Source organism: Mesorhizobium sp. WSM4820, assembly GCF_055811075.1.
Genome location: NZ_JBVVQN010000004.1, coordinates 299,815 through 311,559 on the forward strand (window position 1 = coordinate 299,815; position 11,745 = coordinate 311,559).

The following is an 11,745-nucleotide window of genomic DNA, read 5'->3' on the forward strand; positions in this document are numbered from 1 at the left end:
CGGGCAATGCGACCGGCGGAATACGGTCGTTAGCTCACACCAACTCCACCTCCACCACGCCCGGCACCGCCCGCATGGCCGAGGCGATCTGTGGCGAGACGCGGTAACGGTTGGGCAGTTCGATCTCGACCTCGCCCTGCGCCTCGTCTTTGATGACGATAATGCTCACCTGGCTATCGCCGCGCTGGGTAAGCTGCGATTGAATCGCCGACGCCGGCCGGTCATCCCTGACAAAGATGCGCAAGGCTTTTTGGATGCGGCTTGCCTCGTCCTCCAGCGACTGCACCGTCTGGATGCGCAGATTGACGCCTTCGGGCCTGTCCTCGGCCGAAACTGTGATCACCACCGAACGGCCGGGCTCGAGCAGGTCGCGATATTGCGCCAGACCTTCGGAAAACAGCACTGCTTCATACTGGCCTGACGTGTCGGAGAACTGCACGACGCCCATCTTGTTGCCGGTGCGCGTCTTGCGCTCCTGCTTGGTAGTGACGGTGCCGGCAAGCCGCCCGGCGGCAGCGCCGCGTTTGACGGCGGCCGAGAACTCGGCCCAGGTCTGCACCCGCATCTTCTGCAGCGCCGCCTTGTATTCGTCCAGCGGGTGCGCCGAGAGATAGAAGCCGACCACCTGGAATTCACGGTGCAGGCGGTCGGCGGCAAGCCACGGGTCGGTCTCCGGCAGGTTGAGCGCCTGCGACTGTGCGCCGAGCGAGGCGCCGAAAATGTCGTGCTGGCCCGACATTGCATTCTGCTGCGCCAGCGACGCCAGCCCCATCATCCGCTCGACGCCGGCCATCATCGCGGCGCGCTCGTGGCCGAAGCAGTCGAGCGCACCGGCCATGATCAGGCTTTCGAAGACGCGCTTGCCGACGATCTTCGGGTCGACCCTTTCGCAGAAATCGGCGAGGTTCTTGAACGGTTTTTCGCCGCGCATGGCGACGATATGCTCGACCGCCGCGTCGCCGACGCCCTTGAGCGCGGCCAGCGAATAGAAGATCCGGTTCTCGGCGACCTCGAAGGCGCGGAAGCTTGATATCACCGACGGCGCCACGACATCGATGCCGAGGCGCAGCGCATCCTGGCGGAAATCGGCGAGTTTATCGGTGTTGCCCATGTCGAGCGTCATCGACGCGGCCAGGAATTCGACCGGGTAGTGCGCCTTCAGATAGGCCGTCTGGTAGGAGACGACCGCATAGGCGGCGGCATGCGACTTATTGAAACCATAGTCGGCGAACTTTGCCAGCAGGTCGAAGATGAAGTCGGCTTGCGGCTTGCCGACGCCGCGCTCGATCGCCCCCGAGACGAAGCGCTCGCGCTGCTTGTCCATCTCGGCGCGGATCTTCTTGCCCATGGCGCGGCGCAGCAGGTCGGCTTCGCCCAGCGAATAGCCGGCAAGCTCCTGCGCGATCTGCATCACCTGCTCCTGGTAGACGATGACGCCTTGCGTCTCCTTCACCAGATGGTCGATTTTCGGATGGATCGAAGCCATCTCCTCCTCGCCATGCTTTCTGGCGTTGTAGGTCGGGATGTTCTCCATCGGGCCCGGCCGGTAAAGCGCGACCAACGCAATGATGTCCTCGATGCAGTCGGGCCGCATGCCGATCAGCGCCTTGCGCATGCCGGCACTTTCCACCTGGAACACGCCGACCACTTCGCCGCGTGACAGCATGGCATAGGTGTCGGGGTCGTCGAGCGGAATATGGGCAAGATCGATCTCGATGCCGCGGCGGCGGATCAGCTTGACCGCGGTCTCCAGCACCGTCAGCGTCTTCAGGCCGAGGAAGTCGAACTTCACCAGGCCGGCCTGCTCGACATACTTCATGTTGAACTGGGTGACCGGCATGTCGGAGCGCGGGTCGCGGTACATCGGCACCAACTCCCACAGCGGCCGGTCGCCGATGACGATGCCGGCGGCGTGCGTCGAGGCGTGGCGGTAGAGCCCTTCCAGCTTCTGCGCCATGTCGAGCAGCGTCTGCACGATCGGCTCGCGCTCCGCCTCCTCGGCAAAGCGCGGCTCGTTGGCGATGGCGTCGGCGAGCTTGACCGGATTGGCCGGGTTCGACGGCACCATTTTGCTGAGCTTGTCGACCTGGCCATAGGGCATCTGCAGCACGCGGCCGACATCGCGCAGCACCGCGCGGGCCTGCAGCGTGCCGAAGGTGATGATCTGGCCGACCTGGTCGCGACCGTATTTCTGCTGGACGTAGCGGATGACCTCCTCGCGCCGGTCCTGGCAGAAATCGATGTCGAAGTCGGGCATCGACACACGGTCGGGATTGAGGAAGCGCTCGAACAGCAGCGAGAAGCGCAGCGGATCGATGTCGGTGATGGTCGTCGAATAGGCGACCAGCGAGCCGGCGCCCGAACCGCGCCCCGGCCCGACCGGGATGCCTTGCGCCTTCGCCCATTTGATGAAGTCGGCGACGATCAGGAAATAGCCGGGGAACTTCATTTTCTCGATGATGCCGAGCTCGAATTCCAGCCTTTCGCGGTATTGCTCGACCGCGTAGCCAGGGGCCAGGCCATGCGCGGCGAGGCGCGCCTCCAGCCCTTCATGCGCCTGCCTGGCAAGCTCCTGCGCCTCCGCCTTCACCGCCGCATCGGCATCGGCGACATCGCCGCCGGCAAAGCGCGGCAGGATCGGGTTGCGGGTCTTGGGATAGTAGGAGCAGCGCAGCGCTATTTCGACGGTGTTGTCGATCGCCTCCGGCAGATCGGCGAACAGCCTCGCCATGTCGGCCTGGCTTCTCAGAAAATTGTCGGGCGACAGCCGCCGGCGATTGTCGACGGCGACGACCGACCCTTCGGCGATGGCGATCAGCGCATCATGCGCCTCATAGTCGTCGCGCGAGGAGAAAAACGCCTCGTTGGTGGCAACCAGCGGCAAGTCATTGATATAGGCGAGGTCGACTGACGATTTCTCGATGGCCCGGTCATAGCCGAAAACCCGTTCCAGCTCGACATAGAGCCGGTCGCCGAACAGCGCCTTGAGCGCCAGAAGCCGCGTCTCGGCGAGGTCGCGGCGGTCCTCTTTCAGCGCGTTGCCGATCGGGCCGCGCGGCCCGCCGCTGAGACAGATCAGGCCGTCGCAATGGCCTTGCAGCATCTCGGTCGTCAGATGCACGGCCTCGCCGGGCGGCGTTTCCAGATAGACCCGGCTGACCAGCCTGACCAGATTGCTGTAGCCGGCCTCGGTCGCCGCGATCAAAACCACCGGCCGCATTTCCGGGCCCTGCCGCCTGCGGTCGCGCTGGCTGTCGCTGGCTTCACCGGAAAAAGCGAGAGCGGTCTGGCAGCCGATGATCGGCTGGATGCCCTCCTTCACCGCCTTTTGCGCAAATTCGAGCGCGCCGAACAGATTGTTGGTGTCGGTGACGGCAATGGCCGGGGCGTCATCTTTGACCGCATGGCCGACAACCGTGCCGAGCTGCAAGGCGCCTTCGAGCAGCGAATAGGCCGAATGCACGCGCAGATGAATGAACGGCCGCGCCGGCGCTTCCGGCCGCGACGCCTTCACAAAGGCCTCGCGCCGCAACGGATCGCGGGGAAGTGTCTCATTCGCCATTTTTTTATCGCCGTTTGAGAGGACTCAGTCGATGAGGATGTATTGTCCGGCACTGGACGATGCGAGTCCAGCGACAGGCCAATTGTCGATGCTGGCGCTGCCCCTCATCCGCCTGCCGGCACCTTCTCCCCGTATAGTGACGGGGCGAAGGGGCTGGCCGCAACCTCGGCACGCTTTCTGCCACGCTGCAGATTGGCGAAATCCCTTTGCGAAGGCGTCTTTCTCCCCGTCACTATACGGGGAGAAATGCCCGGCAGGGCAATGAGGGGCAGCGCCAACCAATGCGATTTCCTTGTATCCTCACGCAAATTCCATGATCACCGCGTCGACGGCGAGACTGTCGCCCGGTTTTGCCTTGAGTTTCGACACGGTGAGATCGCGCTCGGCGCGCAGCACGTTTTCCATCTTCATCGCCTCGACGACCGCCAGCGTCTCGCCGGCCTTGACCTCCTGCCCTTCGGCAACGGCGATCGACACGACAAGGCCGGGCATCGGGCAGAGCAGCATCTTCGACGTATCCGGCGCCACTTTTTCCGGCATCAGCCTTTCGAGCTCGGCGGTGCGCGGCAGCATGGCGCGTGCGCTCACCGACATGCCTTTCCAGGCGACGCGAAGCCCGTTCAGCACCGGCCTGACCTGCGCAGCGATCCTTCGGTCGCCGACCGTGCCGCGCCAGACGAGATCGCCCGGCCGCCAGTCGGACGCCACCGTCAGCGCCGTGCCGCCGTCGATCGACAGACCGAGCTCCATCGGAATGGAGATCATGCCTTCGATAACCGAAGCCGAAAGGTAATCCTTGCCGATCTTGACCACCCAGTCGCGTTTCAGCACACCCGAATGCGGCGCCAGCCGCCCGCCGAGCCGGTCGAGCCGGTCGCGGCGCAGCAGTTCGACCGCGGTGGCGATCGCTGCGAGCACGGCCGTTTCTTCGCTGTCAGGCACGATCGGCGCAAAGCCGTCGGGATATTCCTCTGATATGAAGGCGGTCGATATCCGCCCTTCCCGCCAGCGCGGATGCTGCATCAGCGCCGCCAGGAACGGCATGTTGTGCTCGATGCCGTCGACGACAAAACTGTCGAGCGCTTCGGACATGGCGTCTATTGCCGCGAGCCGAGTCGGCGCCCAGGTGCACAGCTTGGCGACCATCGGGTCATAGAACATCGAGATTTCCGAACCCTCGGCAACCCCGGTATCGTTGCGGATGACGACGTCGCCGGACTGTCCCTCTTGCGGTGGCCGGTATCTCGTCAGCCGGCCGATCGACGGCAGGAAATTGCGATACGGGTCCTCGGCGTAGAGCCGGCTTTCCACCGCCCAGCCGTTCAGCTTGACGTCGCTTTGCTTGATGGCGAGCTTTTCGCCGGCTGCTATGCGGATCATCTGCTCGACCAGGTCAATGCCGGTGACGAGCTCGGTCACCGGATGCTCGACCTGCAATCGTGTATTCATTTCAAGGAAATAGAAGTTCTTTTCGCTGTCGACGATGAACTCGACCGTGCCGGCGCTCTGGTAGTCGACCGCGCTGGCCAGCGCCACCGCCTGCTCGCCCATGGCTTTCCGGGTCCTGGCGTCGAGGAAAGGTGAAGGCGCCTCTTCGACGACCTTCTGGTTGCGGCGCTGGATCGAGCATTCGCGCTCGCCGAGATAAAGCGCATTGCCATGCGCGTCGGCCAGCACCTGGATCTCGATGTGGCGCGGATCGACCACGAACTTTTCGATGAAGACGCGGTCGTCACCGAACGAGCTTTTGGCCTCCGACCGCGCCCGGTCGAACCCGTCGCGCACCTCGGCCTTGCTCCAGGCGATGCGCATGCCCTTGCCGCCGCCGCCGGCCGAGGCCTTGATCATCACGGGATAGCCGATCTCGCCGGCTATTTTCTCGGCATGACCGGCATTCTCGATGACGCCGAGCCAGCCGGGCACCGTGCTGACCCTGGCTGCATTGGCGAATTTCTTCGATTCGATCTTGTCGCCCATCGCCCTGATCGCTCCGGGTTTCGGGCCGATGAAGACGATGCCTTCCTGCTCCAGCGCTTCACAGAAGGAGGCGCGTTCGGACAAAAACCCGTAGCCGGGGTGCACGGCTTCAGCACCCGTCGCCTTGCAGGCGGCGATGATCTTCTCCGGCACCAGATAGCTTTGTGAGGCCGGCGAAGGCCCGATATGTACAGCCTCGTCGGCCATCTCGACATGCACGGCGTCACGATCGGCGTCCGAAAAGACCGCGACGGTGGCGATGCCCATCTTTCGCGCCGTCTTGATGACGCGGCAGGCGATCTCGCCACGATTGGCGATCAGGATTTTTGTGAACATGCGGGTTTTGTTCCCTCGGCTGCCTTTCTTTTATGGGCTTGGCCCGACCGGTCAAGGCACGTAGGCGCATATCCGGGCGCAAGTCGCCTGGTGACGACCAAAACCCGGCACCGAACTGTCAATTCGTCCCATAGTCCAGAACCTGCAGATACGCTAAAGCTCGCCCCGATTGCCGTTTTGGCTTGAGAGGAGAGCCCCGATGAAAACCCGTGCCGCTGTCGCTGTCGCCGCCGGAAAGCCGCTGGAAATCCTGGAGGTCGACCTCGACGGCCCGCAAGCCGGCGAGGTGCTGGTCGAGATCAAGGCGACCGGCATCTGCCACACCGACGAGTTCACCCTGTCGGGCGCCGATCCCGAAGGGATTTTTCCGGCAATCCTCGGCCATGAGGGTGCCGGCATCGTCGTGGATATCGGCAAGGGCGTCACCTCGGTCAAGAAGGGTGACCACGTCATCCCGCTCTACACGCCGGAATGCCGGCAATGCCCGTCCTGCCTGTCCAGAAAGACCAATCTGTGCACCGCGATCCGTGCCACGCAGGGGCAAGGCCTGATGCCGGACGGCTCGTCGCGCTTCTCGATCGGCAAGGACAAGATCTTCCACTATATGGGCTGCTCGACCTTCTCCAACTTCACCGTGCTGCCCGAGATTGCGGTGGCCAAGGTCAATCCCGACGCGCCCTTCGACAAGATCTGCTACATCGGCTGCGGCGTCACCACCGGCATCGGCGCGGTGATCAACACAGCCAAGGTCGAGATCGGCGCCACGGCCGCCGTCTTCGGCCTCGGCGGCATCGGCCTCAACGTCATCCAGGGGCTGCGCCTTGCCGGCGCCGACATGATCATCGGCGTCGACCTGAACAACGACAAGAAGGAATGGGGCGAGAAATTCGGCATGACGCATTTCGTCAATCCGAAGGAGATCGACGGCGATATCGTGCCCTATCTCGTCAACATGACAAAACGCGGCGCCGACCAGATCGGCGGCGCCGACTATACGTTCGACTGCACCGGCAGCACCAAGGTGATGCGCCAGGCCCTAGAAGCTTCGCATCGCGGCTGGGGCAAGTCGGTGGTCATCGGCGTTGCCGGCGCCGGCCAGGAGATCTCGACGCGGCCGTTCCAGCTGGTCACCGGCCGCACCTGGATGGGCACCGCCTTCGGCGGAGCGCGCGGCCGCACCGACGTGCCGAAGATCGTCGACTGGTACATGGACGGCAAGATCGAGATCGACCCGATGATCACCCACACGCTGAAGCTGGAGGACATCAACAAGGGTTTTGACCTGATGCATGAGGGCAAGAGCATCAGGAGCGTGGTGGTCTATTGAGAATTTGCGACGTGGCCGGGAGGAAGCAAGGCAATCGCTTTAGGTCTGCGCCGCCCCTCATTGCCCTGCCGGGCATTTCTCCCCGTATAGTGACGGGGAGAAAGACGCCTTCGCAAAGGGATTTCGCCAATCTGCAGCGTGGCAGAAAGCGTGCCGAGGTTGCGGCCAGCCCCTTCGCCCCGTCACTATACGGGGAGAAGGTGCCGGCAGGCGGATGAGGGGCAGCGCCGACCTTTGACCGCTCGAACATCAATCCAGGCACAATCGCCCGGCTTCATACGCTTGGAACGAACCATGCCCGCACCCGCCATTTACGTCGATGCCGATGCCTGTCCGGTGAAGGCCGAGGTCGAGAAGGTCGCCGAGCGCCATGGCGTCGTCGTCACCTTTGTCTCCAATGGCGGGCTGCGCCCGTCGCGCGACCCGATGATCCGCAACGTCGTCGTGTCCAAGGGCGCCGACGCGGCGGACGACTGGATCGTCGACAATGCCAAGCCCAACGACATCGTCGTGACATCAGACATCCCGCTTGCCGCCCGCACGGTGGCGCTCGGCGCCCATGTGCTTGGGCCGACCGGACGCCCGTTCACGCCGGAAACGATCGGCATGGCGGTAGCGATGCGCGACCTCAAGCAGCATCTGCGCGAGACCGGCGAAAGCAAGGGCTACAATGCCAGTTTCGCGCCGCAGGACCGCTCGCGGTTTCTTGGCGAGCTCGACCGCATCTTGCGGCGTGCGCTGAAATCCGCCGCACTGGGCTAGCGCTTGACCCCGAACCGGAGGTCAGCGCAGCAAAACCGGAATCGATCTTCGGCATCATGCGCACAGTCAAAAGTGCTATACTGTTCGAGCCCTAAGAGACGAGCGGCGGTAAGACGGACCGCCATCAGAGGCCGGGCCATGACGACCGAGACGCCCCTGAAGACACCACTGCACCGCCACATGCAGTTCGCGGTGTCGGCCTGCATCGGTGTAGTGGCACTGGCGATCGCGCTGGTCTTGCGCACTCCGCTCGCCTTTTCGATCGGCGCCAATGCGTTTTTCGCCGCCTACACCGTCATCGTCGTCGCCCAGATGCCGCTGCTCACCGGCCGCTTTTTAAGCAAGAACGCGCGGGCCACCGACCAGCCGGTGCTAGTCATCTTTGCGGTGACGCTGATTGTCGTCACCATTGCCATCATCTCGCTGTTCCAATTGATCAATCGCGAGGGCAGCGCGCATCCTGTCGAACTCACCTTCGCGCTGCTGTCGATCCCCCTCGGCTGGTTCACCATCCACGCCATGACGGCGCTGCACTACGCCCATGTTTACTGGGTCAACGATGAAGAGACCGACCCCGGCAGCAAAGCGAAACAGAAAAAGCCGGTCGGCGGCCTCGTATTTCCCGGTACGGAACGGCCGGACGGCTGGGGAGCCGGTAGCACCGGGCAGTCTGTAATAATTCCGTGATCGGATGAAACATCGCTTTGGCTGGCAACGTATTGGGAGGAAACGATCGGAAAGGCCGACTGAGCGGCCGGAAGGACGCGAAAAAATGCAATCGGTTGCCAGGAGCCAATCCACTGTCGGGCCAGATACTGCCGCGCCGAAAGATGCAACGCTGATCTACCGGCAGTCGCGCTGGACGCGGCTGACGCACTGGCTTTGGGCCATTTCGCTGTTCTTCATGCTGCTTTCCGGCCTGCAGATCTTCAATGCCCGCCCCCAGCTCTATATCGGCAAGGAATCGGGATTCGCATATAACAACACCATCTTCGCCATCGGCGCCGAGAACACCGCAAACGGCCCGCGCGGCTACACCGAAATCTTCGGCAAGCGCTTCGACACAACCGGTGTGCTCGGCTGGTCGGGGCCGGCGGGTCGGGAGACGTCCCGCGCCTTCCCGTCCTGGGCGACAATCCCCTCCTATTACGACCTCGGCACCGCCCGCGTCGTCCATTTCTTCTTCGCCTGGATACTGTCCACGACCTTGGTCGTGTGGCTGGTCGCCAGCCTGGTCAACGGTCATCTGCGCCGCGATCTTGTCCCGCGCATCGACGATCTCAGGCGTTTGCCGCGAGACATCATCGATCATGCCAAATTCAAGTTTCATCACACGCGCGAATACAACACGCTGCAGAAGATGGCCTATGGCGGCGTGATGTTCGTGCTGCTGCCGCTGATGATCATCACCGGCCTTGCCATGTCGCCGAGCATGAACGCGGCGCTGCCATTCCTCAACGATTTGCTTGGCGGCAGGCAGACGGCGCGGACAATCCATTTCGTCGTGATGCTGCTGCTCGTCGCCTTCTTCATCATCCATATGCTGATGATCTTCGCTGCCGGCCCGATCAACGAGCTGCGTTCCATCATCACCGGCTGGTACCGAACCGATCCGCCGGCGCATGGCAGCAAGACGCCGCAGAGGGGTGCGTGAGATGGCGAAGTTTGTGATCAGCCGCAGAAAATTCCTGACCTCGGCCAGCCTCGGCGTCACCGGCATCATGCTGTCGGGTTGCGATGCATTCGACAGCCAGCTTCGTGTCGGCGACGGCCTGCGCAGTTTCCTCGAAGGCGCCAACGGCCTGACCTGGCGCGCGCAACGCCTGCTCGCCGGCGATTCGCTGGCGCCGGAATTTACCGAAGCCGACATTCGCCAGCCGCAGCGGCCGAACGGCGTCACCGCGCCGGACGACGATGTCTACAAAAGCCTGCTCGCCAACAATTTCGCCGACTGGCGGCTCGATGTCTCAGGCCTCGTCGAAAAGCCGCTGTCGCTGACCCGCGAGCAATTGATGAACATGCCAAGCCGCACCCAGATCACCCGCCACGACTGCGTCGAAGGCTGGAGTTGCATCGCCAAATGGACCGGCACGCCGCTGTCGCTGGTGCTTGATCAGGCGGTGGTCAAGCCACAGGCGCGCTACGTCGTGTTCCATTGCCTCGACACGATCGACCGCAGCCTGTCCGGCGACATCAAATATTACGGCTCGATCGACCTGATCGATGCCCGTCACCCGCAGACGATCCTTGCCTATGGCCTGAACGGCAAGCCGCTGCCGGTCGAGAACGGCGCGCCGCTGCGCGTCCGCGTCGAGCGCCAGATCGGCTACAAGATGCCAAAGTATCTCCGCCGGATCGAACTGGTCGACAGTTTCGCCGCGATCGGCGGCGGCAGGGGCGGCTACTGGGAGGACAATGGCTACGACTGGTACGGCGGCATTTGACGCCATAGCTCCGCCATTTCCGATCAGTGTTTGGTGCTTTGCTCAGGCGACCTTGTCGATCAGCGGCTTGAGCACCGGATGGATTTCCGGCGAGGCGTGCTTGATCAGTGTCAGCAGCGCGCGCTCGTTCTCATGCAGCGGCCGGTCGCTGCCGATGCGCTCGGCCAGCCATTCCGCCTCGCACGCGTCGATCGTTTCGGCGCGGCGTGCCAGTGCTTCGGCTGCCTTGTTCTTCGATTCCCATTCGGATTCGATATCGCCCGGCGCGCAGTAGGCTTTCATGATGCCGGCGAGGCCACCCGAAACCATGCGGCCGAAGAAACCGCCGATCTCTGGATCGGCCTGCTCCAGGAAAGCATCTTGCCGCAGCGCCACGTCGCGCACCGGAGCTTCGTAGCCGGCCGAGCACATGACGTAATTGGCGAGCGCCTTGACGAACAGATCATTCCACGATGGATCGTTGTTGGCTGCCGCGGTCCGCTCGTTGATCTTGAACAGCACCTCTGCCTCGGCGCGGGTGATGGCAATGTTGCCGTCGCCGCCATAGGCATAGAGGATGCGGCGCAGAAGCTCGACTTCAGCCTTGGCGATCAGCCCGGGAACCAGCTTACCGCCGTGCATCAGCGGCCCTTTGCCGTCGATGATGGCATGGGCGACCTGCTCCAGCGCATAGGCGCAAAGCCCGTTCGGCGAGGATTTCGCCTTTTCCAGCACATGCACGAGCAGTTCGAGTTCGGTCAGGCTGTCGACCATGCCGTCACGCGAAATCGCTTGGACCAGCCAGTCGGCATTGTCCTGCGAGATATAGCCCGCCGGCTTTTCCTGATGAACGATGAGGTCGGTGATGGCTTCGATGAAAAAATCCGGCCATTCCGCGCATTTGTCCCCTTCTATCGCGTCGAGCGCAAACAGCGCCTCGGCCTCGCTCCGCGTCACCACCCCGTCGCCGAATACCTCGCGGCGCAGCATGACCACGTCTTCCGCTGTGACCCGATTTTTCGAGGCCAGCTCGGCCACCGGAACGCTCTTCAATTCGCCCATTTCGTTTCCCATCCATACGTCACTTGGACCCAACATATCGGCAGTTCCTTGAGAAACCGGCAAACCGCGTGGTTAGCGAAGACTTGTCGGTAAGCTGTCGCTAGCAGGTGACAAGGTGTCGCCGACAGGCTATGGATGACGAGTCGAGGGCTCAAATTGAGTCCTACCTGTTTGCGGGAGAGAGCAGCGAGAGCTGCCGCCGAAGGGGAAATCGCCCGAAATCTCTCAGGCAAAAAGAACCGTAGACGGGAAAGACACTCTGGAAAGTCGGGGCTTTTTTCGCCCCGCGCCGAAGG

The 11,745-nt window shown here is 63.0% G+C and carries 8 protein-coding genes and 1 riboswitch; of the genes, 5 read left to right on the plus strand and 3 right to left on the minus strand.

Features of this window, described 5'->3' with window-relative positions; genetic code table 11:
• Positions 1-34: 34 nt before the first annotated feature.
• Entirely contained in the window at positions 35-3,562 is a 3,528-nt protein-coding gene (dnaE, locus tag AC0L2R_RS09450; RefSeq protein WP_473508574.1) for a DNA polymerase III subunit alpha, read from the minus strand.
• Positions 3,563-3,862: 300 nt separating this feature from the next.
• Complete coding sequence (locus AC0L2R_RS09455; RefSeq protein WP_473508575.1) at positions 3,863-5,875, minus strand: acetyl-CoA carboxylase biotin carboxylase subunit; 2,013 nt, start codon at positions 5,873-5,875, stop codon at positions 3,863-3,865.
• A gap of 199 nt (positions 5,876-6,074) precedes the next feature.
• Between AC0L2R_RS09455 and AC0L2R_RS09460 the strand changes: the two genes are divergently transcribed.
• The 5 genes from AC0L2R_RS09460 (at position 6,075) to AC0L2R_RS09480 (ending at position 10,408) form a co-directional block, all read left to right on the plus strand.
• A complete protein-coding gene (locus AC0L2R_RS09460; protein ID WP_473508576.1) occupies positions 6,075-7,202 on the plus strand; it encodes an S-(hydroxymethyl)glutathione dehydrogenase/class III alcohol dehydrogenase in 1,128 nt (375 codons plus the stop codon).
• Positions 7,203-7,496: 294 nt separating this feature from the next.
• On the plus strand, positions 7,497-7,964 hold the full coding sequence (locus tag AC0L2R_RS09465; protein WP_091597173.1) for a YaiI/YqxD family protein: 468 nt from the start codon (positions 7,497-7,499) through the stop codon (positions 7,962-7,964).
• 138 nt (positions 7,965-8,102) lie between these two features.
• Complete coding sequence (locus AC0L2R_RS09470; protein WP_473508577.1) at positions 8,103-8,651, plus strand: DUF1345 domain-containing protein; 549 nt, start codon at positions 8,103-8,105, stop codon at positions 8,649-8,651.
• 85 nt (positions 8,652-8,736) lie between these two features.
• Positions 8,737-9,618, plus strand: a complete 882-nt coding sequence (locus AC0L2R_RS09475; protein WP_473508578.1) for a cytochrome b/b6 domain-containing protein — start codon at positions 8,737-8,739, stop codon at positions 9,616-9,618.
• Position 9,619: 1 nt separating this feature from the next.
• Positions 9,620-10,408: a molybdopterin-binding protein gene (locus AC0L2R_RS09480; RefSeq protein WP_091597163.1), complete on the plus strand. Its 789-nt coding sequence runs from the start codon at positions 9,620-9,622 to the stop codon at positions 10,406-10,408.
• Positions 10,409-10,450: 42 nt separating this feature from the next.
• On the opposite strand, the gene AC0L2R_RS09485 is transcribed toward AC0L2R_RS09480, so the two are convergent.
• Positions 10,451-11,449 (minus strand): hypothetical protein, encoded by a 999-nt coding sequence (locus AC0L2R_RS09485; protein WP_473508579.1) that lies wholly within the window; start codon positions 11,447-11,449, stop codon positions 10,451-10,453.
• Between the two features lie 164 nt (positions 11,450-11,613).
• A riboswitch (glycine riboswitch) is annotated at positions 11,614-11,701 on the plus strand.
• The last annotated feature ends 44 nt before the right edge of the window (positions 11,702-11,745 follow it).

Coding starts and splice junctions, on each gene's coding strand:
- dnaE (WP_473508574.1), bottom strand. CDS start 3,562: ATGGCGAATGAGACACTTCCCCGCGATCCGTTGCGGCGCGAGGCCTTT.
- AC0L2R_RS09455 (WP_473508575.1), bottom strand. CDS start 5,875: ATGTTCACAAAAATCCTGATCGCCAATCGTGGCGAGATCGCCTGCCGC.
- AC0L2R_RS09460 (WP_473508576.1), top strand. CDS start 6,075: ATGAAAACCCGTGCCGCTGTCGCTGTCGCCGCCGGAAAGCCGCTGGAA.
- AC0L2R_RS09465 (WP_091597173.1), top strand. CDS start 7,497: ATGCCCGCACCCGCCATTTACGTCGATGCCGATGCCTGTCCGGTGAAG.
- AC0L2R_RS09470 (WP_473508577.1), top strand. CDS start 8,103: ATGACGACCGAGACGCCCCTGAAGACACCACTGCACCGCCACATGCAG.
- AC0L2R_RS09475 (WP_473508578.1), top strand. CDS start 8,737: ATGCAATCGGTTGCCAGGAGCCAATCCACTGTCGGGCCAGATACTGCC.
- AC0L2R_RS09480 (WP_091597163.1), top strand. CDS start 9,620: ATGGCGAAGTTTGTGATCAGCCGCAGAAAATTCCTGACCTCGGCCAGC.
- AC0L2R_RS09485 (WP_473508579.1), bottom strand. CDS start 11,449: ATGGGCGAATTGAAGAGCGTTCCGGTGGCCGAGCTGGCCTCGAAAAAT.